General features: G+C 73.9%; 21 protein-coding genes. 12 read left to right on the forward strand and 9 right to left on the reverse strand.

Going from position 1 to position 23797, the window contains the following annotated elements; all coding sequences use genetic code 11:
- Window positions 1-74: 74 nt before the first annotated feature.
- A complete protein-coding gene (locus ACZ4WH_RS02755) occupies window positions 75-1055 on the reverse strand; it encodes an RluA family pseudouridine synthase (protein WP_468175872.1) in 981 nt (326 codons plus the stop codon).
- An 86-nt stretch (window positions 1056-1141) separates the two neighbouring features.
- Here ACZ4WH_RS02755 and ACZ4WH_RS02760 point away from each other — a divergent pair, with 86 nt between their 5' ends.
- Window positions 1142-1723, forward strand: coding sequence for a GNAT family N-acetyltransferase (locus ACZ4WH_RS02760; protein WP_468175875.1), 582 nt, complete (start codon window positions 1142-1144; stop codon window positions 1721-1723).
- 78 nt (window positions 1724-1801) lie between these two features.
- Here the strand turns inward: ACZ4WH_RS02760 and ACZ4WH_RS02765 are convergent, their stop codons facing one another.
- Together ACZ4WH_RS02765 and ACZ4WH_RS02770 are read right to left on the reverse strand one after the other, a co-directional pair.
- Window positions 1802-2650 (reverse strand): siderophore-interacting protein, encoded by an 849-nt coding sequence (locus tag ACZ4WH_RS02765; protein WP_468175878.1) that lies wholly within the window; start codon window positions 2648-2650, stop codon window positions 1802-1804.
- Window positions 2651-2762: 112 nt separating this feature from the next.
- Complete coding sequence (locus ACZ4WH_RS02770) at window positions 2763-3683, reverse strand: 5'-3' exonuclease (protein WP_468175881.1); 921 nt, start codon at window positions 3681-3683, stop codon at window positions 2763-2765.
- Between the two features lie 155 nt (window positions 3684-3838).
- On the opposite strand from ACZ4WH_RS02770, the gene ACZ4WH_RS02775 reads away from it, so the two are divergent.
- From ACZ4WH_RS02775 to ACZ4WH_RS02790, 4 genes are all read left to right on the forward strand, one after another.
- Entirely contained in the window at window positions 3839-4915 is a 1077-nt protein-coding gene (locus ACZ4WH_RS02775) for a quaternary amine ABC transporter ATP-binding protein (protein ID WP_468175884.1), read from the forward strand.
- Complete coding sequence (locus ACZ4WH_RS02780) at window positions 4908-6722, forward strand: ABC transporter permease/substrate binding protein (protein ID WP_468175887.1); 1815 nt, start codon at window positions 4908-4910, stop codon at window positions 6720-6722. The genes ACZ4WH_RS02775 and ACZ4WH_RS02780 overlap by 8 nt, the downstream gene beginning before the upstream one ends.
- Before the next feature lie 400 nt (window positions 6723-7122).
- The gene (locus tag ACZ4WH_RS02785; RefSeq protein WP_468175890.1) at window positions 7123-7695 is read left to right on the forward strand and encodes a helix-turn-helix domain-containing protein; all 573 of its coding nucleotides are present in this window, start codon (window positions 7123-7125) and stop codon (window positions 7693-7695) included.
- A 120-nt stretch (window positions 7696-7815) separates the two neighbouring features.
- Window positions 7816-8535, forward strand: a complete 720-nt coding sequence (locus ACZ4WH_RS02790; RefSeq protein ID WP_468175892.1) for a helical backbone metal receptor — start codon at window positions 7816-7818, stop codon at window positions 8533-8535.
- Here ACZ4WH_RS02790 and ACZ4WH_RS02795 read toward each other — a convergent pair.
- Window positions 8447-9604 (reverse strand): TDT family transporter, encoded by a 1158-nt coding sequence (locus ACZ4WH_RS02795; RefSeq protein WP_468175895.1) that lies wholly within the window; start codon window positions 9602-9604, stop codon window positions 8447-8449. The genes ACZ4WH_RS02790 and ACZ4WH_RS02795 overlap by 89 nt on opposite strands.
- Before the next feature lie 70 nt (window positions 9605-9674).
- On the opposite strand from ACZ4WH_RS02795, the gene ACZ4WH_RS02800 reads away from it, so the two are divergent.
- On the forward strand, window positions 9675-10592 hold the full coding sequence (locus ACZ4WH_RS02800) for a LysR family transcriptional regulator (RefSeq protein ID WP_468175897.1): 918 nt from the start codon (window positions 9675-9677) through the stop codon (window positions 10590-10592).
- Between the two features lie 124 nt (window positions 10593-10716).
- On the opposite strand, the gene ACZ4WH_RS02805 is transcribed toward ACZ4WH_RS02800, so the two are convergent.
- Window positions 10717-11403 (reverse strand): gamma-glutamyl-gamma-aminobutyrate hydrolase family protein, encoded by a 687-nt coding sequence (locus tag ACZ4WH_RS02805; RefSeq protein ID WP_468175900.1) that lies wholly within the window; start codon window positions 11401-11403, stop codon window positions 10717-10719.
- Between the two features lie 51 nt (window positions 11404-11454).
- Window positions 11455-12192, reverse strand: a complete 738-nt coding sequence (locus ACZ4WH_RS02810; RefSeq protein WP_468175903.1) for a FadR/GntR family transcriptional regulator — start codon at window positions 12190-12192, stop codon at window positions 11455-11457.
- 96 nt (window positions 12193-12288) lie between these two features.
- Here ACZ4WH_RS02810 and ACZ4WH_RS02815 point away from each other — a divergent pair, with 96 nt between their 5' ends.
- The 3 genes from ACZ4WH_RS02815 to ACZ4WH_RS02825 are packed head-to-tail and all read left to right on the forward strand — an operon-like array spanning window position 12289 to window position 15811.
- Window positions 12289-13647, forward strand: coding sequence for a glutamine synthetase family protein (locus ACZ4WH_RS02815; RefSeq protein WP_468175906.1), 1359 nt, complete (start codon window positions 12289-12291; stop codon window positions 13645-13647).
- A gap of 11 nt (window positions 13648-13658) precedes the next feature.
- The gene (locus ACZ4WH_RS02820) at window positions 13659-15032 is read left to right on the forward strand and encodes an aldehyde dehydrogenase family protein (RefSeq protein ID WP_468175909.1); all 1374 of its coding nucleotides are present in this window, start codon (window positions 13659-13661) and stop codon (window positions 15030-15032) included.
- A complete protein-coding gene (locus ACZ4WH_RS02825) occupies window positions 15029-15811 on the forward strand; it encodes a 3-oxoacyl-ACP reductase (RefSeq protein WP_468175913.1) in 783 nt (260 codons plus the stop codon). Before ACZ4WH_RS02820 ends, ACZ4WH_RS02825 begins: the two co-directional genes overlap by 4 nt.
- 240 nt (window positions 15812-16051) lie before the next feature.
- On the opposite strand, the gene ACZ4WH_RS02830 is transcribed toward ACZ4WH_RS02825, so the two are convergent.
- Window positions 16052-17254 (reverse strand): amino acid deaminase/aldolase, encoded by a 1203-nt coding sequence (locus ACZ4WH_RS02830; RefSeq protein ID WP_468175916.1) that lies wholly within the window; start codon window positions 17252-17254, stop codon window positions 16052-16054.
- A 1507-nt stretch (window positions 17255-18761) separates the two neighbouring features.
- Between ACZ4WH_RS02830 and ACZ4WH_RS02835 the strand changes: the two genes are divergently transcribed.
- Window positions 18762-19511 carry a hypothetical protein gene (locus ACZ4WH_RS02835; RefSeq protein WP_468175918.1) on the forward strand — a complete coding sequence of 250 codons (750 nt, stop codon included), beginning with the start codon at window positions 18762-18764 and terminating at the stop codon, window positions 19509-19511.
- The gene (gene mycP, locus ACZ4WH_RS02840; protein WP_468175921.1) at window positions 19508-20668 is read left to right on the forward strand and encodes a type VII secretion-associated serine protease mycosin; all 1161 of its coding nucleotides are present in this window, start codon (window positions 19508-19510) and stop codon (window positions 20666-20668) included. Before ACZ4WH_RS02835 ends, mycP begins: the two co-directional genes overlap by 4 nt.
- A gap of 4 nt (window positions 20669-20672) precedes the next feature.
- On the opposite strand, the gene ACZ4WH_RS02845 is transcribed toward mycP, so the two are convergent.
- Together ACZ4WH_RS02845 and ACZ4WH_RS02850 are read right to left on the reverse strand one after the other, a co-directional pair.
- Window positions 20673-21809: an alpha/beta hydrolase family protein gene (locus ACZ4WH_RS02845; RefSeq protein ID WP_468175924.1), complete on the reverse strand. Its 1137-nt coding sequence runs from the start codon at window positions 21807-21809 to the stop codon at window positions 20673-20675.
- 116 nt (window positions 21810-21925) lie between these two features.
- Entirely contained in the window at window positions 21926-22897 is a 972-nt protein-coding gene (locus ACZ4WH_RS02850) for a serine hydrolase (protein ID WP_468175927.1), read from the reverse strand.
- 150 nt (window positions 22898-23047) lie between these two features.
- On the opposite strand from ACZ4WH_RS02850, the gene ACZ4WH_RS02855 reads away from it, so the two are divergent.
- Window positions 23048-23788 (forward strand): SseB family protein, encoded by a 741-nt coding sequence (locus tag ACZ4WH_RS02855; RefSeq protein WP_468175930.1) that lies wholly within the window; start codon window positions 23048-23050, stop codon window positions 23786-23788.
- Window positions 23789-23797: the final 9 nt, after the last annotated feature.

The raw sequence follows: 23797 nt of genomic DNA on the forward strand, positions 1-23797 counted from the left end.
CGGTGGGCCGGCGCCCGTCCCGGTGGGCCGGTGCCCGTCCGGCGGGGTCGGTCCTTCCCGGCGGGGTCGGCTCGCTATGCGGTGACGTCGGTTCCCCGCCGGGCCCAGGTCCGGTCCGCCCAGGCCTCGTGCGACGTCCACGCTCGGAGTGTGCGGGCGCTGGTGAACGTGTGTTCCGTGCCGGTGACCGGGTCGGTGAACTCCAGCTCGCGTGCGAGCAGTTGCAGGGGGCGGCGGAAGTCGCCGGCCGGTACCGGGGCGGTCACCTCGGGATACAGCGGGTCGCCGAGGATGGGCACGCCCAGCGCGGTCAGGTGCACCCGGAGCTGGTGGGTCTGCCCGGTGGCCGGCACTAGCCGGTACCGGCCGAGCCCGGACCGGTGACCGATCAGTTCGACCCGGGTCTCCGCGTTCGGCTCGCCCGGCACCTCCCGCGCGGCCGGCACCCCGCGCTCCTTCACGATCCTGCTGCGCACGGTCCGGGGCAGGGCGAGCGCGGGATCGTACGGCGCCACCGCCTCGTACTCCTTGCGCACCCGCCGGTCCCGGAACAGCGACTGGTACGCGCCCCGCTCCTCCGGCCGCACCGTGAACAGCACCAGCCCGGCGGTGAGCCGGTCCAGCCGGTGCGCCGCCGTCAGCGTCGGGATGCCCAGTTCGCGCCGGAGCCGGGCCAGCGCGGTCTCGGCGACATGCGAGCCGCGCGGGGTCGTGGCCAGGAAGTGCGGCTTGTCGGCCACCACGATGTGCTCGTCCCGGTACACCACCTCCACCGGGAACGGCACCGGCACCTCGGCGGGCAGCTCGCGGTGGAACCAGACGAACATCCCCGGCCGGTACGGCGCGTCCGGCGCCACCGCCCGCCCGTCGGCCCCGACCACCAGCCCCGCGGCGAACATCGACTCGACCACCCCCGGCGGGGCCCCCGTCAGCCGCTCCACCAGATGCTCCCGCACGGTGGCCCACGCCCCGCCCACGGGCAGCCGTACCCGTACGGGGTCCACTCCCTCGCGCTGGGGGAGCGGGGCGGGCGGGGGCGGCGTACGGCGTCTCATCGGGGTCAAGGGTACGGGGGCACGGTCACCCCGTTGGCCGTCACATGAGGTGGGCCACCGGCCCCGCACTCGGCAGGATATGGATCATGCCGTTTCTCACCAGCCCGGTCCTGACCCCCGGCGCCCTCGTCCGTGCCCCGCAGCCCACCCTCCCCGCCGCCGACGGCATGCTCCTGCGCCCGTGGCGGGCCGAGGACGCGCCCGCCGTGCACGCCGCCTTCCAGGACCCGGTGCTGCGCCAGTGGCACGGCCGGTCCTGCGAGTCCGAGGAGGAGGCCGCCGACTGGATCGGACAGTGGCGCAACGGGTGGGCGGACGAGCGCGAGGCACAGTGGGCCGTCGTGGACGAGGGCACGGACGCGCTGCTGGGCCGGGTCGCGCTGCGCCAGATCCTGCTCGGCGACGGCGTCGCGGAGATCGCGTACTGGACGGTGGCGGGGGCGCGGGGCCGGGGTGTCGCCCTGCGCGCCGCGGCGGCCGTGACCCACTGGGCGTTCGAGGAGATCGGCTTCCACCGCCTGGAACTCATGCACGCCACCGCCAACCCCGCTTCCTGCCGGGTCGCCGGGAAGGCCGGCTTCACCCTGGAGGGCATCAAGCGCAGTGCCTACCTCCACCAGGACGGCTGGCACGACATGCACCTGCACGCGCGCGTACGGGGTGACTGATCCCAGCGTTGGGGGGACAGAGATACCGGGCGTACGAAAGCGGCGGCGCCCATCCCGGACGCCGCCGCCTCCCCGTGCTCAGGCAGCCGCCGCCGTGCCGCCCTCCTGCTCCGCCTCGATCCGGGCGTTCCACTCCCGCTTGGAGGCCTGCCAGCCGTCCTCGTTGTGGCCGAGCCGCCAGTAGCCGGAGATCGACAGGTCCTCGCGCGCGATCTGGTGCTCGACCCGCAGCAGCCGGCGCAGCTCCTTCACGAAGCCCGCCTCGCCGTGCACGAACGCCTGCGGCCGGCCCTCCGGGAACGTGAGCCCCCGCACGGCCTCCAGCAGGGCCTCGCCGACCGGCCGGTCCCCGCGGTGCAGCCAGACGACCGGCACCTCGGTGTCGATCTTCTGCTCCTCCTCGGGGCCGGACACCTCGATGAACGCGTGCGTACGGGCACCGGCGGGCAGCGTCTGCAGGGCGCGGGCGATGGCGGGCAGCGCGCTCTCGTCACCGGCGAGCAGATGCCAGTCGGCCTCGGGGTCGGGCGCGTACGCGCCGCCGGGGCCCATGAAGCGCACGGTGTCGCCGGGCCGCGCGCGGAGGGCCCACGGGCCGGCCAGGCCCTCGTCGCCGTGGATCACGAAGTCCAGGGTCAGCTCGCGCTGTTCGGGGTCCCAGGCGCGCACGGTGTACGTCCGGGTCACCGGCCACTGCTCGCGCGGGAACTCGGCGCGGATGCGCTCCAGGTCGAAGGGCTCCGGGTAGGTGACACCGGCGGCGCCGAACAGCAGCTTCACGTAGTGGTCGGTGCAGGTTTCCGCGGCGAATCCGGCCAGGCCCTCGCCACCGAGCACCACGCGCTGCATGTGCGGGGTCAGCCGCTCGGTGCGCACCACCTGGGCGGTATGGGGCTTGCGCGGCTTTCGTCCCGGACGCTCTGCCATCACGGCCTCCTGCGGGTTGGTTAGGTTTACCTAAGTTAGCATCTCGCTCCGATTCAACACCTCTCTCGTGAGCGTTCGATGAGATCCCTTTGCCGGAATATTCCGGTCGGCCTCACTCCGCGAGCGTGGTCAGCAGCCGCTGGAGGGAGCCGCCGAGCCCCCACCGGTGCGCCAGTGCCTCCAGTGCCGCCGGGTCGAGCGGGGTGTGCGGCAGGGCCGTGTCGACGTCCGGCAGCGGCACGTCGTCGGCGACCCGCACCACCTTCGGCGCGACCGCGAGATACGGCCGGGCCTCGGTGAGCCGCTTGCGCTGCGACGGCGTGAGCTTCGCCCGCGGGTCGTCGACCGCCGCCATGATCCCGGCCAGGTCGCCGAACTCGGCGAGCAGCTTCGCGGCCGTCTTCTCACCGATGCCGGCCACGCCCGGCAGGCCGTCGCTCGGATCGCCGCGCAGCAGCGCCAGATCCGCGTACCCGCGCCCGTCGACGCCATACTTCCCGCGCAGCGCCGCCTCGTCGGTCAGCTGGAGCGTGCCGACGCCCTTCACCGGATACAGCACCCGGATCTCGCGCCGGTCGTCCACCAGCTGATACAGGTCGCGGTCGCCGGTGACGATGTCCACCGGACCACCGGCCCGCGCGGTGAACGTGCCGATCACATCGTCCGCCTCGTACCCCGCGACGCCGACGCGGGCGATCCCGATCGCGTCCAGCACGTCCTCGATCACCGGCACCTGCGGGGCGAGGGTGTCCGGCACCTCCTCCTCGTCCGGCGCGCCCGCGTGCTCCTCGGCGACCCGGTGCGCCTTGTAGGTGGGGATGAGATCCACCCGCCACTGCGGGCGCCAGTCGGCGTCCATGCAGGCCACCAGGTGCTCCGGGCGGTGGTCCTTGACCAGCCGGTCGATGAAGTCCAGCAGCCCGCGCACCGCGTTGACGGGCGAGCCGTCCGGCGCCTTCACGGAGTCCGGGACGCCGAAGTAGGCGCGGAAGTACAGCGAGGCGGTGTCGAGAAGCATGAGTCGTCCGGTCACGCACGCATCATGCCGCACGGCACTGACAGCGGCCCTCGCTCCCGGAACGCGTTGCGTCACGCGCATCGCCGTGAACCCGGCCACGTGCGCGTTTGCCCCGGCCCGACCTGGGGAGGCGCGGCCTCTGTCCTGTCCCCGCCAGACGAGAGGTTCGCGTGTCAGCCAGGCTTGAGGTGGAGCACCTGTACAAGGTGTTCGGCAGACGACCGGACGAAGCAGTGGAACGCCTGCGTGAGGGCGCCGACCGGACGGAGCTGCGCGCCGACGGTACGACCGCCGCCGTGATCGACGCCTCCTTCCGGGTCGAGGCCGGCGAGATCTTCGTCGTGATGGGGCTGTCGGGCTCGGGCAAGTCCACCCTGCTGCGCATGCTCAACGGGCTGCTGGAGCCGACGGCGGGCACGGTGCGCTTCGACGGCCAGGACCTGACCGCGCTCACCGACCGGGCGCTGCGCGGACTGCGCTCGAAGAAGATCAGCATGGTCTTCCAGCACTTCGCGCTGTTCCCGCACCGCAGCGTCCGCGACAACGCCGCCTACGGCCTGGAAGTGCAGGGCGCGCCCCGCGCCGAGCGCGAACGCCGCGCCGACGAGGCGCTCGCCCTGTGCGGCCTGGCCGGCTGGGAGGCCTCCTGGCCCGACGAGCTGTCCGGCGGCATGCAGCAGCGCGTCGGCCTCGCCCGCGCCCTCGCCACCGACGCCGACGTGCTGCTCATGGACGAGTCCTTCAGCGCCCTTGACCCGCTGATCCGCCGCGACATGCAGGACCAGCTGCTGGAACTCCAGAAGACCCTGAAGAAGACCATCGTCTTCATCACCCACGACCTCAACGAGGCCATGCGGCTCGGCGACCGCATCGCCGTCATGCGCGACGGACGTATCGTCCAGACCGGCACCGCCGAGGACATTCTGCTGCGCCCCGCGAACGACTACGTGGCCTCCTTCATCCAGGACGTCGACCGCTCCCGGGTGCTGACGGCGGGCGCCCTCATGGACACCTCGGTGACGGCCGACGCCCCGCTGTGCGGCTGCGAGACCGCGACCCGCGGGACCCCGTTCACCCAGCTGTGCGCGATCAGCGCCCGGTTGTCCCACCGCGTCTCCGTCGTGGACGACGCGAATCACGTCATCGGTGTCGTTCCCAGGCAGCGGCTGGTCGGCTTCCTCGGCGACGAGACGGCCGGTCCGGTGCCCTGCGACAACCCGGACGGGAAGGTGATCAGCCGTGCCTAGGATTCCCCTCGGCGACTGGGTCGACTCCGGTGTGACCTGGCTGGTCGACCACCTCTCCTGGCTCTTCGACGCCGTCAGGGCGGTCATGGAGGGCATGTACGACGGCATCGACGCCGTGCTCACCGCCCCCGAGCCGCTGCTGATGGCCGGCATCCTCGCGGTGATCGCCTGGTGGCTGCGCGGCCTGCTCGCCGGCGTCCTCGCCTTCGCCGGGTTCGCGCTGGTCGACTCGCTCGACCTGTGGGACCGGGCGATGTCCACCCTCGCCCTGGTCCTCGTGGCGACGCTGATCGCCCTGGTGATCTCCATCCCGCTGGGCATCTGGGCCGCCCGCTCCAAGGCGGTCAGCTCCGCCGTACGGCCGGTCCTTGACCTGCTCCAGACCATGCCGTCGATGGTCCTGCTGATCCCGGCCATGCTCTTCTTCGGCCTGGGCACCGCCGCCGGTGTCGTCGCCACGCTGATCTTCGCGCTCGCCCCCGGCGTCCGCATGACCGAGCTGGGCATCCGCCAGGTCGACGCCGAACTGGTCGAGGCCGCCGAGGCGTTCGGCACCACCCCGCGCGACATCCTGTGGCGCGTCCAGCTGCCGCTCGCCCTGCCGACCATCATGGCCGGCGTCAACCAGGTGATCATGCTGGGCCTGTCCATGGTCGTCATCGCGGGCATGGTCGGCACCGGAGGCCTCGGCGGCGCGGTCAACGAGGCGATCGGCCAGCTCGACATCGGCTACGGCTTCGAGGCGGGCGTCGGCATCGTCGTCCTCGCCATCTACCTGGACCGCGTCACCGGCGCGCTCGGCACCCAGCTCTCCCCGCTGGGCCGCAGGGCCGCCGCGAAGGCCCGCACGCGCGCGTGGTCGTACCGTCCGCGCCCGGCCGTCGCCGTCGTCGGCGTGGTCGTACTCGCCCTGGTCGCGGGCGGGCTCGGGATCTTCGGCTCCTCCGCCGGCACCTCCGAGGCCTCCGGCACGGACGTCGGCAAGGGCAAGGAGATCCGGATCGGCTACATCCCCTGGGACGAGGGCATCGCCTCCACGTTCCTCTGGAAGGAACTGCTGGAGGAGCGCGGCTTCAAGGTGACCACCACCCAGTACGCGGCCGGCCCGCTCTACACCGGCCTCGCCACCGGCCAGCTCGACTTCCAGACCGACTCCTGGCTGCCCACGACGCACGCCGAGTACTGGGCGAAGTACGGCAAGCGGCTCGACGACCTCGGCACGTGGTACAGCCCCACCTCCCTGGAGCTGACCGTCCCGTCCTATGTCAAGGACGTGAACTCCCTGGCGGACCTGAAGGACCACGCGTCCGAGTTCCACGGAAAGATCATCGGCATCGAGCCCAGCGCGGGCATGATGGGCCTGCTGAAGAGCAAGGTGCTGCCGGAGTACGGCCTGGAGGGCACCTACGACGTGGTCGACGGCTCCACGCCGGCCATGCTCGCCGAGCTGAAGCGGGCCTACGCCAGGAAGCAGCCGGTCGTCGTCACCCTGTGGTCGCCGCACTGGGCGTACAGCGACTACGACCTGAAGAAGCTCAAGGACCCCAAGGGCGCCTGGGGCAAGGGCGACGGCGTGCACACCCTCGCCCGCAAGGGCTTCGCCGCCGACAACCCGCAGGCCGGCCAGTGGCTGAAGGACTTCTCGATGACCGAGGCGCAGCTGACCGGCCTGGAGGCGCAGATCCAGAAGTCCGGCAAGGGCAAGGAGCAGGACGCCGTCCGCACCTGGCTGCGGCAGCATCCCGGCCTGGTCGACAAGTGGGCCCCGGTCGCCAAGAAGGACGCGACGAGCCAGGCGGCCGGGTGACCTGACCGCCCCGGACCGCCTCCCGAGGGGCGGGCGCCGCCGGACGCCGACACGCGTCCGGTGCCGCCCGCCCCTCGCGGTCTTCCGCCCGCCCCGCGCGGCCACGCGCCTACGGGAGGGTTCAGGCCAATCACTCACCGTGAGGAGCCATGGCCCGCGCCCGGACCCCCGGCCCAGCTGGACGGCATATTCATCCTCCAGGGTGACCGGGTCACGAACGCTCCCCGGCCCCCGAGCGCTGGCGCGAACTGTGAGGGTCCGGGATCACGGGAGTGTCAGGGATGTGACAGGCACGTGAAACGGTTTGCCGAACATGCGTAGGGTGCAGAGAAGTCATCGGAAGAGGTGTGCCCCGGAGCGGGAACCCGGAGAGCGACGAGCGAGGGAGGGAGCCGGAGCGATGGGCGACCACAAAGAGCAGCAGCCCGTGCGGGTGGGCGCGGCCGTCCGGCGGCGCCGGCGTGCGCTGGAACTCACCCTCGCCGTCGTGGCCGCGCGCAGCGGCCTCTCGGTGCCCTTCCTCAGCCAGGTCGAGAACGACCGGGCCCGCCCGAGCCGCACCTCCCTGGAGAAGCTGGCCGACGCCCTGCGCACCACGGCCGTCGAACTCCTCGCCGCCGCCGACCCGGCCGCCAGCGTGGACGTCGTCCGCGCCGAGGCCGTCCCCGACGGCGACTTCGACCCGCGGACCCGCTCCCTGGTGCGCGGCCACCACCAGCTGCACGCCTCCGAGTTCACCGGCGACCACGACGCCGGGCGCGAGTTCCAGCACCGCAACGACGAGCTGATGTACGTCGCCGACGGCGCGGTGGAGATCGAGGCGGAGGGGCGCGCGTACCGCCTCGGGCGCGGCGACACGCTGTATCTGACGGGTGGGGTACGGCATCGGTGGCGGGCGACGGTGCCGGACACGAGGGTGATCGTGGTGGCGGTGGCGGAGCACATCGAGGCGGTGCACGACAGGTCTCGCTGAGAGTTCGACGGGAGGAGGCAACGGGGTGATACGGGTCAGTCCGCCGTCCGCGGCGCCGTCGGGGCCGGTCGCGCAGTTCCCCGCGCCCCTTCGGGGCGCCGCCCTTGCCGGAGCCGTTTAGTGCGCGTCGTCTCCCTCGTCCCGTCGCTCACCGAGGCCGTGGCCGTCACCCTGCCCGGAGTCCTCGTCGGTGCCACCGGCTGGTGCAGTCGTCCGGAGGAGCTGGACGTCGTCCGGATCGGCGGTACGAAGAACCCGGACGTGGACGGGATCATCGGGCTCGCCCCCGACCTGGTGATCGCCAACGAGGAGGAGAACCGCGCGCCCGACCTCGACGCCCTCCGGGCGGCCGGGCTGGACGTGCTGGTCACCGAGGTGCGGAGCGTGCCGCAGGCCTTCAGTGAGCTGGACCGGGTGCTCACCGATTGCGGCGCGCCCCGCCGTCCCGGCTGGCTGGCCGAGGCGGAGGAGGCCTGGACGGCCCTGCCCGAGCCGGCGGAGCGCAGGAGGGCGGTCGTACCGATCTGGCGGCGCCCCTGGATGGTCCTCGGCCGGGACACCTTCGCGGGTGACGTCCTGGCCCGCCTGGGCGTGGACCACGTGTACGCCCACCACCGCGAGCGCTACCCCCGCATCCCGTTGGACGAGCTGCGCGAGCGGGCGCCCGACCTGGTGGTCCTGCCCGACGAGCCGTACCGCTTCACCGCCGACGACGGCCCGGAGGCGTTCCCCGGGCTGCCCTGCGCCCTGGTCAGCGGACGGCATCTGACCTGGTACGGCCCGTCCCTGACGGAAGCGCCACGGGTGCTGGCGGGAGCGCTGGGAGCAGCGCGCCGCTGAGCAGGCCGCGCACGGTGCCACGGGCCGCCGCGAGCCAGGCCGCCACGAGGACGCCGTACAGACCGGCCGCCAGGGCGTCGTACACCGCGAGACCGGTGTGCCGGGCGAGGGCCGCCGCGCCGGTGACGCAGGTGCCCACCGGAAAGGTGAACGCCCACCAGGTCAGCGTGAAGCCCATGCCCCTCCGCCGGGCCCGCACCACGTGCGCGGTCGCGAGCCCCAGCCACAGCAGCGCGAACCCCATGACAGGCACCCCGTACAGCACGGCGAAGACGGCGAGGCCGCGGTCGTAGGGGGCCGGTACGACGCCCGGAGCGCGGTCCGCGATCAGCCCGACGGCCGTCGTGGACTGCCCGAGCGGGCCGAGGACCAGGAACAGAGCCGGGGTCAGCGCGAGGGGCAGCGGTCCGGCGGTGATCAGCCGGGCGAAGACCAGCGGGAGCATCAGCAGCACGGCCAGCAGGCTCAGCCCGAACAGCGCGAAGCAGGCCAGCAGCAGGGTCGCCCGGGGCTGCCCCGGCGGCAGATACGGCACCAGCGGCGGACCGGCGGACGCCGACACCATGGGCGCGACCAGGGGCAGCAGCCACACCGGGGAGGCCTGGGCGGAATCCACGCGATGCCGTACGGCCATCAGGTACGGCACCGCCACGGCGGCCCCGAGCCCGATCGCCGTACCGGCCGTGAACAGCACGGCGTCGAGAGCGACGGCCGTACGCGTGCCGATCAGCTCCCGGCCGGCCGTCAGGGCGCCGCCGCCCACCGCGAGCAGCGCCATGGCCAGGCAGCCGTAGAAAGGGGCCATGGCCGGGTCGAGCAGATGAGCGCGGGCCTGGTCGCGGTGGTGGCTCCAGTGCAGGGCCCGGGCGGCCAGCAGGGTCAGCAGCAGGACCAGGGACAGCGCCCAGACGGCCGCGAAGACACCGCGCGCCCCGTGCGCCGGCCCGGGCAGCGCGACACCGGCCGAGCCGACGATCGCGGTGCCCATCACGGAGGCGTACCAGTTCGGGCCGAGATGCCGGAGCCGGGCGGTGCGGGGGAGAGGCAGGGGCTGGGCTGCGGTGGCCATGGTTCCAAGATCCGGCCGGTGGGCGTCCGGGACCAGGGACCACGGGTCTATGAGGGCATAAGCTGGTCTTATGAGTGAGGTGGAGGGGCAGCGCACGGAATCGCTGGCGCACCGGGTGCCGGACCTCGCCGCGCTGGAACTGCTGCTCGCGGTGGCGCGGCTGGGCAGTCTGGGCGCGGCGGCGCGCGAGGTCGGCATCACCCAGCCGGCCGCCAGCAGCCGGATCCGCTCCATGGAACGGCAGCTGGGCGTGGCCCTGGTCGACCGCTCGCCGCGCGGCTCCCGGCTCACCGACGCGGGTGCCCTGGTCACGGACTGGGCCCGGCGGGTGGTGGAGGCGGCGGCGGCCTTCGACGCGGGCGCGCGGGCGCTGCGGGACCGGCGGGACTCACGGCTCCGGGTCGCGGCGAGCATGACCATCGCCGAGTACCTGCTGCCCGGCTGGCTCCTGGCGCTGCACGCCGAGCGGCCCGACACGGCGGTCTCGCTGCTCGCGGGGAACTCGGCGAAGGTCGCGGAACTCCTGCTGGCCGGCGATGCGGACCTGGGCTTCGTGGAGGGTCTGACCGTGCCCACGGGCCTGGACTCCACGGTCATCGCCCGCGACCGGCTGATCGTCGTCACCGCGCCCGCCCACCCGTGGGCCCGCCGCCGACGACCGCTGACGGCGGCGGAGCTGGCCGCGACCCCGCTCATCCTCCGGGAGCGGGGCTCCGGCACCCGTCAGGTCCTGGACACGGCCCTCGGCGGCCTGGCCCGCCCGCTGATCGAGCTGTCCTCCACGACGGCGGTGAAGGCCTCCGCCGTCAGCGGCGCGGGCCCCTCCGTCCTCAGCGAACTCGTGGTGGGGGAGGAGCTGGCGATGCGGCGCCTGGTCAGCATCCCGGTGGAGGGCGTCTCCCTCCGCCGGGACCTGAGAGCGGTATGGCCGACAGGCCACCGCCCCACGGGCCCGGCCCGGGAACTGCTGTCCCTGACCCGGGGCTGAAGCGCGCTCTCCCTGCCCCGGGACTGAAGCAGGGGTACCGGGGAGCGTCCCGAAGGGGCGCGGGGAACTGCGCGACCAGCCACGCGCGGCCGCACCGATCAGACGGCCGCGACCTCACCCGCACTCACGCCGCCGCGGCGACCAGCGCCGCCATCACCCGCAGGTCTTCCCCCATCTCCGGATGCCACTGCACCCCCAGCACCCACCCCCGGTCCGCCGGCAGCTCCACGGCCTCCACCGTGCCGTCCGCCGCGTAGGCCGACGGGACAAGCCCCTCGCCGAGCCGTTCCACCGCCTGATGGTGATACGTCGGCACCGTCAGCTCCTCCGGCACGATTCCGGCGTACAGCGTCCCCGGCACCGGCTTCACCGGGTGCCCGCCGAACACGCCGACCACCTCCGCGTGCCCGTCCAGGTGCTGGACGAGCGTGCCCCCGAGGGCGACGTTCAGCAGCTGCATGCCACGGCACACCCCGAGCAGCGGCACGCCCGCCGCCAGCGCCGCGTCGATCAACGCCAGCTCCCACGCGTCGCGCTCCGGCGCGGGCGGCCCCGTGCGCGGCGAGCGCTCGGCGCCGTACCGGGCCGGGTCGACGTCCGGGCCGCCCGCGATGACCAGCCCGTCGAGCCGGGCCACCGCGGCCCCGGCCCGCTCCGGGGCGTCCGGCGGCAGCAGCGCGGCCAGCCCGCCGGCCCGCTGCACCAGCCGGGGATAGCCGGCCGCCAGCAGTACGGCGTCCAGCTCCCACACCCCCCAGCGCACGCCGGACTCCAGATACGTGCTCACACCGATCAGCGGCCGTGCGGTCATGCTGCCCTCCTGAAGGTCAAAGGTTCATCTGGTTACCTTTTCAGAGCCGGCTCACGCCAGAAAGCCCCGCAGCAGCGCCGCCGTGCCCGCGCAGTGCTCGCGGGTCATCTCCCGCGCCCCGTCCGCGTCCCCGTCCAGCACCGCCTCCACCAGCGCGGTGTGCTGCCGCTGGGAGTGCTCCAGGTTGCGCACCAGCAGCGGGATGCAGTCCAGCAGGTCGTTGACCGTGGCCCGGACCGCCGCGTACCGCGCGGTCAGCGACGGCGAACCGCACAGCTCGGCCAGCGTCAGGTGCAACAGGGTGTCCGCCCGCCGGTAGTCCGTCAGCGGGGCCTCGTGCGTGCGGTCCAGCGCCTCGCGCAGCCGCTCCGCCTGCTCCTTCGTCAGCCCGTGCGCCGCGCACAGCCCGGCCGCGCCCACCTCCAGCACCTCGCGGAAGCGCAGCACGTCCTCGATGTCGACCTCGGCGATCCGGCGCCGCAGCTCGTCCTCGCCGCCCGCGTCCGGGCGCGGCAGCACAAACGTTCCGCCGTACCGCCCGCGCCGCGCCTCCACCAGGCCCTGGTCCTGGAGCACCTTCAGTACCTCGCGCAGCGTCACCCGGCTGATCCCGAGCCGCTCCGCCAGCTCCCGCTCGGCCGGCAGCCGCTCGCCGCTCGGCACCAGACCGAGCCGTACGACCTGGAGGATCTGCTCCAGCGCCTCCTCGAAGCCGTTGCCCGCCCGCACCGGCCGCAGCACCGGAGCGAGCCGGTCATCCACCCCCTGCCGCGCCGCCTCCCGCGACATCCCGTCGCACCCCCTTCCCAAGCAAAGGTTCTCGGCAATACCTTATGGCTCCCGGCCCGGCCGAAAAAGCGCGATGGCGCCGAAGGAGGCTCTCCCGTGGCAGACCGCACACCCCCGCTCAGCGTCGAGGAACTGCACGCCCTCGTCGCGAGCGGTGAGATCGACACTGTCGTCCTGGCCTTCCCCGACATGCAAGGGCGCCTCCAGGGCAAGCGGTTCGCCGCCCGCTTCTTCCTCGACGAGGTACTGCACCACGGCACCGAGGGCTGCAACTACCTGCTCGCCGTGGACACCGAGATGAACACCGTCGACGGCTACGCGATGTCCTCCTGGGAGCGCGGCTACGGCGACTTCGCCATGCACCCCGACCTGTCCACCCTGCGCCGCGTCCCCTGGCACCCCGGCACCGCGCTCCTCATCGCCGACCTCGCCTGGAACGACGGCTCCCCGGTCGTCGCCGCGCCCCGCCAGATCCTGCGCCGCCAGCTGGAGCGGCTCGCCGAGCACGGCTACACCGCCCAGGTCGGCACCGAGCTGGAGTTCATCGTCTTCAAGGACAGCTACGAGCAGGCCTGGGACGCGAACTACCGGGGCCTGACCCCGGCCAACCAGTACAACATCGACTACTCCATCCTCGGCACCGGCCGCATCGAGCCCCTGCTGCGCCGCCTGCGCAACGACATGGCCGGCGCCGGCCTCACCGTCGAGTCCGCCAAGGGCGAGTGCAACCCCGGCCAGCACGAGATCGCCTTCCGCTACGACGAGGCCCTGCGCACCTGCGACCAGCACGCCCTCTACAAGACCGGCGCCAAGGAGATCGCCGCCCAGGAGGGCGTCTCGATCACCTTCATGGCCAAGTACAACGAGCGCGAGGGCAACTCCTGCCACATCCATCTCTCGCTCGCCGACGCCGACGGCACCAACGCGATGGCCGGACCCGACGGCATGTCCGAGGTGATGCGGCACTTCCTCGCCGGACAGCTCGCCGCCCTCCGCGACTTCTCCCTGCTGTACGCCCCCAACATCAACTCCTACAAGCGGTTCCAGCCGGGCTCCTTCGCCCCCACCGCCGTCGCCTGGGGCCACGACAACCGCACCTGCGCCCTGCGCGTCGTCGGCCACGGCCGCTCCCTGCGCTTCGAGAACCGCCTCCCCGGCGGGGACGTGAACCCCCATCTCGCCGTCGCGGGGCTCGTCGCGGCCGGTCTGTACGGCATCGAGCACAAGCTGGAGCTGCCCGAGCCCTGCCCCGGCAACGCCTACACCGCCGACTACGCGCAGGCGCCGACCACCCTGCGCGAGGCCGCCGAACTGTGGGAGAACAGCCCGATCGCCGAGTCGGCGTTCGGCGACGAGGTCGTCGCCCACTACCGCAACATGGCGCGCGTCGAGCTGGAGGCCTTCGACGCCGCGGTCACCGACTGGGAGCTGCGCCGCTCCTTCGAACGCCTGTGAAAGGTCACCACGTGTCCGACCCGAACGAGCTGACCGTCCTCAACCCCGCCACCGAAGAGGTCGTCGCCACCGTCCCCGCCGCCACCGCCGAGGACGTGGACGCCGCCGTCGTACGCGCCGCCCGCGCCCAGACCCGGTGGGCCGCCCTCGCCCCCGCCGACCGGGCCCGGCTGCTGCGCCGCTTCGCCGACGTGGTCGACGCCCACACCGAGGAACTCGCCCAGCTGGAGGTCCGCGAGGCCGGCCACACCGTCGCGGGCGCCCGCTGGGAGGCCGGCAACGCCCGCGATCTGCTCCTCTACGCCGCCGGCGGCGCCGAGCGCCTGCTCGGCAAGCAGATCCCGGTCCCCGGCGGCTGGAACGTCACCTTCCAGGAACCCCTGGGCGTCATCGGCGTCATCGCCCCCTGGAACTTCCCCATGCCGATCGCAGCCTGGGGCTCCTTCCCGGCGCTCGCCGCCGGGAACGCGGTCCTCCTCAAGCCCGCCGAGACGACCCCGCTCACCGCGCTCCGCCTCGCCGAACTGGCCCTGGAAGCGGGTCTGCCCGAGCACCTCTTCCAGGTGCTGCCCGGCTACGGCGACACCGCCGGGCGCGCACTGGTCGACCACCCGGACGTCGCCAAGATCGTCTTCACGGGTTCCACCCGCACCGGCCGCGAGGTCATGGAGCGCTGCGCCCGCCTGGTCAAACCGGTCACCCTCGAACTCGGCGGCAAGAGCCCCAACGTGGTCTTCGCCGACGCCGACCTGGAGGCCGCCCTCGACCCCTTCTCCTTCCTGGACAACTCCGGCCAGGACTGCTGTGCCCGCACCCGCGTCCTGGTCCAGGAGACGGTGCTGGACGAGGCCCGCGCCTTCCTCGCCGACGCGCTGGCCGCGGTGACCGTGGGCGACCCGGCCGACGAGAAGACCCAGATGGGCCCGCTCATCTCCCGTCGGCAGCTGGAGCGCGTACGGTCCTACGTCCCCGACGACGCCCCGGCCCTGCGCGGCAAGGCCCCCGACGGCCCCGGCTTCTGGTTCCCGCCGACCGTGCTCACCGGCGAGCGGCACGACAGCCCGGCCGCCCGCGAGGAGATCTTCGGTCCGGTCGCCGTCCTGCTGCCCTTCACCGACGAGCAGGACGCGGTCCGCCTCGCCAACGACACCCCCTACGGCCTCTCCGGCTCCGTCTGGACCCGGGACGTGGGCCGCGCCCTGCGCGTGTCACAGGCCGTCCGCGCGGGCAACCTGTCCGTCAACTCCCATTCCAGCCTCCGCTACTGGACCCCGTTCGGCGGCTACAAGCAGTCCGGCCTCGGCCGGGAACTCGGCCCCGACGCCCTGACCGCCTTCACCGAGACCAAGAACGTCTTCCTCAGCACGGAGGTCCCCGCACAGTGACCGACAACAGTGTCTGCCGCCGCCTGGTCGGCCGTACCGCCGTCGTGACCGGAGCCGGCAGCGGCATCGGACTCGCCAGTGCCCGCCGGCTCGCCTCCGAGGGCGCCCACGTCGTCTGCGCGGACGTCGACGAGGTGCGCGGCAAGGCCGCCGCCGACGAAGTCGGCGGGCTCTTCGTGAAGGTCGACGTCACCGACCCCGAGCAGGTCGAGGCGCTGTTCAGGGCGGCGTACGACACCTACGGCAGCGTCGACATCGCCTTCAACAACGCCGGCATCTCCCCGCCCGACGACGACTCCATCCTGGAGACCGGCCTGGAGGCCTGGAAGCGCGTCCAGGAGGTCAACCTGACCTCCGTCTACCTGTGCTGCAAGGCGGCCATCCCCTACATGCGCCGCCAGGGCAAGGGCTCCATCATCAACACCGCGTCGTTCGTGGCGCGGATGGGCGCGGCCACGTCCCAGATCTCCTACACGGCCTCCAAGGGCGGCGTCCTCGCCATGTCCCGGGAACTGGGCGTGCAGTTCGCGAGGGAGGGCATCCGGGTCAACGCGCTGTGCCCCGGCCCCGTCAACACCCCGCTCCTGCAAGAGCTGTTCGCCAAGGACCCGGAGCGCGCCGCCCGCCGCCTGGTCCACATCCCGGTCGGCCGGTTCGCCGAGGCGGAGGAGATCGCCGCCGCCGTCGCCTTCCTGGCCAGCGACGACTCCTCCTTCGTCAACGCCACCGACTTCCTGGTGGACGGCGGGATCTCGGGCGCCTACGTCACGCCGCTGTAGGGACCCGGCCGCGCCCGCCCCAGCCCCGGGGGCACCGCCGGGTCGCCGTCTGTATCGATCCCGTCAGGCGGTGTCAGAGCGGGTGACGCACGCCGGCCGGCCTCGTCGCCGCGACCCGCAACGGCGCGGCAGCGGGGCGGGCCGCCAGGCGGACGGCACCCTGAGGTTCGAGGCACGCGGCGCCATCAGCCGCCAGCGGCGGCACGGTGCCGTCGCGCGATCACTCAAAGGCGCGATCACTCAAAGGAACGTGCGCCCCTCACCCCGATAGGTGGGCACGGTGGCCGTCACCGTGTCTCCCTCGATCAGGTGCAGTGTGTCGAACCGCTCGCACAGCTCGCCCGCCTTGGCGTGGCGGAACCACACCTTGTCGCCGATGAGCAGATCGTCGGCGGGCGAGCCGAGCAGCGGGGTCTGCACCTCGCCGGGGCCCTCCTGCGGGTCGTACCTCAACCCCTGAGGCAGATACGGCACCGGCAGCCGGTCGGGGCCGGCGGCGCCCGAGGCCGGGTAGCCGCCGCCGAGCACGGTGACGACGCCCACGCCGGGCCGCCGGACCACCGGCTGGGCGAAGAGGGCGGCCGGGCGGCCGGTGAAGGACGTGTAGTTGTCGAACAGGCGCGGCACGTACAGCCCCGAGCCGGCCGCGATCTCCGTCACCGCGTCCTCGGCGGCCGTGTGCTGCACACTGCCGGTGCCGCCGCCGTTGACGAACTCCAGGTCCGGGACGACCGCCCGGACCGCCCGGACGACCGCGGCCCGCCGCTCCGCCAGCTCCCGCCGGGCGGCGGCCTGCATCAGCCGGATCGCCCGCGAGCGCAGGGGCCGCCCGGCGACCGCGTCCCCGACCCCGGCGACGTGCCCCTCGTACGCCATGATCCCCACCAGCCGGAAGCCCGGCCGCTGGGCCACGGACCGTGCCAGCTCGGCGAGTTGGGCGGGGGAGTGCAGCGGCGAGCGGCGGGCACCGACCCGGACCCGGCCGCCGAGCAGCTTCAGCGAGGTGTCCAACTCCAGGCAGACCCGCACGACTTCGCGTCCGCCGTCGCGGGCGGCGTCGATGAGGTCGAGGTGCGCCGGGTCGTCGACCATCACGGTGACGGCACCGGCCAGCTTGGGATCGGCGGCCAGCTCGGCGAAGCCCGCCCGGTCCGCCGACGGATAGGCCAGCAGGATGTCCTCGAAGCCCGAACGCGCGAGCCACAGCGACTCGTTCAGGGTGAACGACATGATGCCCCGGAAGCCGTCCTTGGCCAGGACGCGTTCCAGCAGGGCCCGGCAGCGAACCGACTTGCTGGCGACCCGCACGGGCTTGCCTCCGGCGCGGCGGACCAGGTCGTCCGCGTTGGCGTCGAAGGCGTCCAGGTCCACGATCGCGAGAGGGGCGTCGAGATGGGCGGTGGCCCGGTCGTAACGGGCCCGGTCGGCGGCGCGCGCAGTCATGACGGAAGCCTGCCAGACAGGATTACCGCAGGGTAGGGGGACGTTCCGGGCAGATGCCCCTGGCTCGTGGACTGGTTCTCTTTCTCTCCCGGACAACCCGTAGAGTGACGCGCACGTACGGCGGAACGCGCCCGGCCACCACGTGAACCGGGATGCCAGTCCGGCCGTACGGGTATGCGTGCCCGGAAGGAGCTTCCACACCGGGCGCGGCCGAGGAGCAGACCGGCCCGCGTACGAGGAGACGGCCCGGGCACGAGGAAACGGGGGGTGCATGAGCACGGGAGCCCGCCACGCCCCGATCCCGCGACGCCCGTCGGCTCCCCCGGGGCCCCCGGCCCAGCGCCCGCCGACGCCCTCCACGCCGCCTCGTGCGGACGACGACCCCGACGAGGAGCCGTCGGTCTTCACCCCGCGCGGTGCACGGCCCACACCCGATCCGGTCCCGCGCGCCCACCGGCCGCACCCGTCGGCCGTACCCGAGGTCTCCGACCCCGTGAGCCCACCCCCACCACCCGCCTCGGCCCGATTCCCCGACACCCCACCGACCACCGGCCCCTCAGGCACACGGCCCCCGACAACTCCGACGGCTTCGACAACCCCGTCGACTTCGAGACCCGCGTCGACTTCGGAGACCCGGTCCGCCTCGGCGACCCCGGGGGCTTCGGCAACCCCGTCGGCTTCGGCAACGCCGGCGGTTTCCACAACGGCGACGGGGACGGCAACCCCGGCGGGGACGGGCGTGGAGACCAGCACGGCCCGGCTTCGCCCGGGCAGGGAGCCTCGAGGGCAGGGCGCCCCGGCCGAAAGCCCGTCGGAGACGACGACACGGCTACGCCCGATCCGCCCGGCAACCTCGCCTCCACCGGCGTCTCCGACTCCGCCGACGTCCTCGCGTAGGTCGGTGTCCTCGCCGCCGTCGGATTCCCCGCGTTCATCGGCGCCCGGCCCCCGGCCCCCCGGCTCGGCATCAGCAGCGCCCGCCGGCACCGGTGCGGCTGGTTCCGTGGGGGCGGCGGGGGACCCCCGTGTGGGTGGCGTGCCGGTGCCCGGTGTCGACGGCTCGGGTCCGACGGTGTCCGGTGCCAACGGGGCTGGTCAAGCCATGTCCGGCACCGGCAGGGCTGGCCAAGCCGTGTCCGGTGTGGGCGGGTCTGGCCATGCCCCGTCCGGTGTGGGCGGGGCCGGTCAGGCCTCGGCCGGTGTAGGCGGGTCTGGCCACGCCCCGTCCGGTGCCGGCGGGGCCGGGCACGCCGGGGTCAGGACATGGAGTCCCATGGCTCCCGCTCATCCCGTGCGTCCCGGCACGGACCCGGCTCATCCCGTGCGTCCCGCGGCCGACCCGGCTCACCCCGTGCGTCCCGGGTCCGAGCCCGTTCATCCCGCGCGTCCCGCGCCCGACCCCGTTCACTCCTGGGGTGCCGGTGCCGGTGCCGGTGCCGGTGCCGGGGGGCGGCCGCTCGTGTCCTTCGGGGAGCCTGACGGGTTCGGGGGGCGGGTGCGTCCCCGGGTGGGGGCGCGCACCGTCGCCGCCGCTGCCTGTCTCGTGCTCGGGCTCGGGCTCATCGGCGGTGCCGCGACCGGCAGTTGGCTCACCGGGGACGGCGGGGCGGACGGCGCCGGGAACGCGTTCGGCACCGCCCGGACCCTCTGGCACAGCGTGCCCGTGGACGAACTGTTCCCGCTCACGGTCCAGGGCACGGGCGCCGGCCCCGGCGGCGCCGACCGCACCTGGACCCGGATCGCCGTCGCCCGGGACAGCGGCTGCGCCCGCGCCTTCGACCCGCTGCTGCACAAGGCCCTCGCCCCGGTCGGCTGCCAGCGACTGCTGCGTGCCACCTACACCGACGCCACCCAGAGCTACGTCACCACCGTCGGCCTGCTCTTCACCAAGGCCGACCCCGCCGCGATGTCCGCGCTCGCCGCCCGCTTCCGTGACGAACACCTGGACGCCCGTGCCGACCTGATGCCCCGGCCGTACGCCGCCGACGGCACGGCCGCCGCCGGATTCGGCGACCGGCAGCGGGCCTCGTGGACCATCTCCGTCCTCACCGACGCCCCCGTCGTCGCCTACGCCGTCTCCGGCTGGGCCGACGGCCGTACCGTCGACACGCCCCAGCCCGCCGCGGACGCCGTCCGCTCCGGCGCCACCACGGCACCGGCCCAGGCCGGCCTCGGCAACGAGGCCCAGGGCCTGGCCGACCGCATCGAACGGCGCCTGCGCAAGACCGTCGGCACGGCCACGGAGAAGCCTTCATGAAGCACGCCGCCAAGGCGGTGGTGAGCCTGCTGCTCGCCGGCCCCCTCGCCCTGCTGCCGTCCACCGCCGCCCATGCCGACGGCATCCGCGCCCAGCAGTGGGGCCTGACCGCCCTCCACCTGGACGAGGCCTGGCGGACCACCAAGGGCCGGGGCGTCACCGTCGCCGTCCTGGACACCGGCGTCGAGGCCGACCATCCGGACCTCGCCGGCAACGTCCTGCCCGCCAAGGACATGATCGGCTTCGGTTCCGGACCCGGCGACCGCACCTGGGCCCGGCACGGCACCGCCATGGCCGGCATCATCGCCGGGCACGGCCACGGACCCGGCGACACCGACGGCGTCATGGGCGTCGCCCCCGAGGCGAAGATCCTGCCCGTCCGGGTGATCCTGGAGGACGGCGACCCGGCCCGCGCCAAGGCCCGTACCACCCGCGGCAGCGCCCTCGCCGACGGCATCCGCTGGGCCGCCGACCACGGCGCAGACGTCATCAACCTCTCCCTCGGCGACGACTCGAACTCGGCCCATCCCGAACCCGGCGAGGACGAGGCGGTGCAGTACGCCCTGAAGAAGGGCGTGGTCGTCGTCGCCTCCGCGGGCAACGGCGGCGACAAGGGCGACCACGTCTCCTACCCGGCCGCCTACCCGGGCGTCATCGCCGCCACCGCCGTCGACAAGTACGGCACCCGCGCCGCCTTCTCCACCCGCCGCTGGTACGCCGCCGTCAGCGCGCCCGGCGTCGACGTCGTCATCGCCGACCCCGACCACAAGTACTACGCGGGCTGGGGCACGAGCGCGGCCTCGGCCTTCGTCTCCGGCGCGGCGGCCCTGATCAAGGCCGCCCACCCCGGCCTGGCCCCGGCCCAGATCAAGCAGCTTCTGGAGGACACCGCGCGGGACGCCCCGGTCGGCGGCCGGGACGACTCCCGGGGCTTCGGCATGATCGACCCGGCGGCGGCCCTGAAGGCGGCCGCCCGCGTCGAACCCCGGGGCCTGAAGGCCGCGTCGTACGGCGAGAAGTACTTCGGCGCCGGCCCGGACACCCCCAGGGCGACCAGCGGCCCCTCCGACTGGGCGGCCCCGCTCGCGGGCGGCGCGGGCGGAGTCCTGCTGGTGGCCGGGGTGATTCTGTGGCGGAGCCGCAGATACTCGGCCTGAGCCGCTATCCGGCGATGTACCCGATCTCCGGGTAGCGCGGCGCGGCCCCCCACAGCAGCCGCCCGGTGTCGGGACGACCGCGCAGCTGGAGGTCGAAGAAGGCCCGCACCGTGGCCCGTACGGCCGCCACCGCCCGGTCGGCGGGGATCGTGCCGACCTGCAACGGCAGCCCGGGCGGGAGCTGCGGGGCGAGGGCGACGAGGTCGGTGAAGGAGTGGTGCCCGGCGTCCGCGAGCCGCAGACAGCGGCGCCAGCCGCGCAGGTTCCGCCAGAACTCGGGCCAGTGCGGGTCCTTGTTCAGGCCGTCGTGCACCGCCGTGTCCATCAGCAGGAACGGCCGGTCCAGGCCGCGCCCGACCACCGGCCCGGACACCGTGCCGTCCAGGTCGGCACCGGCCCGCACCCGCTCGTCCAGGTCCATGACGGCCGCCGCCGCGGCACCGCCCCGGGAGTGGCCGAAGACCCCCACGCGGGTGAGGTCCAGGGCGCCGCGCAGCCCGCGCGGGAGCCGGCGCCGCTCGGCGTCCGGGTTGCCGCCCCGGTCCAGGACGGCCAGGGAGTCGAGCACGAACCGCAGGTCGGCGGCGCGCACCGCGACCGCGGCGGCGACGGCGTCCTCGCCCTCGGCGCCACGGGAGAGCACCACACGGCCGTCGGGGAACTCCACCTCGCCCGAGTCGTAGGGGTGGTCGACCGTGACCACGGCATAGCCCCACGACACCAGTTCCTCGACCACCAGGGTGTTGAACGTGCGGTCCTCGGCCGCGCCCGGGGAGTACAGGAGCACCGGCCGGCGGCCCGGCCGGGCCGGAGCGCGGTCGACGCCGTGCGTCGACGGGAGCACGTAGGCGTCCAGCAGACCGCCGTACGCTGCCTTCAGCGCCCGTTCGGCACCCGGCGGCAGCCACGGCAGCAGCGGGCGGTCCCGGACGTCCACGGCCGGATAGGTGACCGTCGCCATCAGCTCACGCGGCCGTCCCGACCACGGATCGGTCCGCGCCCCGTCGACCAGGTGCAGTTCCACCGCGCCCACCGGCGCTGGCCCGGTCGGCCCGGCCAGCCGGAGAGCGGTCGCCGTCGCGGCCTGCGCGGCCGTCGGCAGCGGAACGGCGGCGGCGACGGCTCCGAGGCCACCGGCCATGAGGGAACGGCGAGTGAGGCGTACGGGAGGCACAGCACTCCTTCCGTGGCCGGACCCGGGACATCGGCGAAGAGGACCCCATGCTCCGGCCTGGTCATCGTCAAGTCCCCCGCAGCCTAAGGCACTTGCGGCCCCGTCGGATCAGCGTGGCCGAACGCCGACACCGCCGCCTTCGCCGCCGCCTCCACCAGGGAGATGCCCTGTGCCTGGCTCGCCGTGCCGTTCGACAGCACCGCCACCAGATAGTCGGTCCCGTCCACCGTCACCCGGCCGATGCTGTTGACGTCCCACAGCCCCGTCGTGCTGCGCGCCAGCCATCCGTTCTTCAGCGCCCAGGAGTTGCCCTCGGCGGCGGCCGACACCCCCCACTGCTGATCGGACTCGACGGACTTCATCAGCCCCTGGAGATACGTCCGCGAGGCCGCGCTCAGCTTCGATTCCTGTCCGAACACCTGCTGGAGCAGGAGCAGTTGGTCCGCCGCGGTGGTCTGGGTCAGCCCCCACAGCTCACCGTCCCCGCCGGAGGTCTCCGTCAGCCCGAAGCGCTCGTTCGCCGCGTCCAGCCCGGCCGCCCGCCCGATCGTGTGCCACAGTGCCGTCGCGGACGCGTTGTCGCTGTTCTCGATCATCTTCGTGGCGTACGCCCGCTCCTGAGCCGTCAGCCGCCGGCCCGTGTCCTGCACCTGGAGCAGCAGCGCGGCCAGGATGTCGACCTTGACGACGCTCGCCGTGTCGAAGGCCGCGTCGCCGTACACGGCGCTCTGTCCGGACTCCGGCGCCAGCACCGCCGCCGACACCCGTGCGCCCGGCGGCACCTCGACCGTCGCCATCGCCGCGCTCAGAGCCGCTTTCCGGTCCACCGTCGCGGGCTCCGTCACGGATGCCTCCTCTCCCGCCCCGGCCGAGGCGGTGACCGAGGGCGCCGCCGACGACACGGCCACGGCCCCGGAGCGCGTCCGGCCCTTCACAAACACCGCGCCGCCGGCCGTGACCCCGCCCACGGCGACGACGGCGAGCGCGGCGCACAGGAGCGTGCGGCGCCGGGGCGGGCGCGCGCGGCGGCGACGGCGGGCTCTGGAGGACTCCATGCCCGCGATGCTCGGGGCGCCGACTGTGCGCCGCGTTGGACGGGCGTTAGAGCCGGGTCAGGGAAAGCTGAGATTCCTGTGAAGGCGGTGACGCCGGGGTTTCCGGCCCCGTACAGGCCCAGCAGCTTCCCCCCTATAGGGTCGGGGACCGTGGCGAACAAGAACATTCCCGACCCCGGCTTCTCCGACGACGACGGCTCCGCCGACCCCCGGCTGAGCGCCGCGCTCGCCGCCTGGGCCGACGACCGCAGCGCCCTCGGGCCCGTCCTGGAGGCGCTCAGGGGCGCCCGTCTGCTGGTCCCGGTCGTCGCCGTGCTCGGCGAGGTGGAAGAGGACGAGAACGGGCTGCGCCGCGAGAAGACCAGCGACATGGCCGTACCCACGCTGAAGGCCGGCGGCCGGACCGCGCTGCCCGCCTTCACCTCCATCGACTCCCTCGCCCGCTGGGACCCCGCGGCCCGCCCGGTCGCCGTCCCCCTGCACCAGGCGCTCCAGGCCGCCGCGCACGAGAAGGCCGACACGGTCGTGCTCGACCTCGCCGGACCGGTGCCGTTCGAGCTGACCGGCCCGGCGCTGCTCGCCCTCGCCGAGGGCCGCACCAGCATCGACCCGCTCGCCGACCCCGCCGTGGTGGGGGCCGTCCGTGCGGCGGTGGCGGCGGAGCCCGCCGTGCAGCGCGCCCACCTCGGCCCCGGGCAGGCCGACGGCACCCTCGCCCTCGTGCTGGACCCGGCCGCGCCGCCCGCCGAGGCCGCCCGCGCGGTCGCCGAGCGGCTCGCGGCCGACGAAACACTGCGGGCCCGCCTGGTGCGCGGCCTCGACCTGGCACTGCTGCCGGCCGGGACCACGCCTCCGGGCGAGCCCCTGTACACGAAGGAACAGGTCAGCTGAAGGAACAGG

The sequence above is a fragment of the Streptomyces sp. NPDC029138 genome (assembly GCF_055564375.1).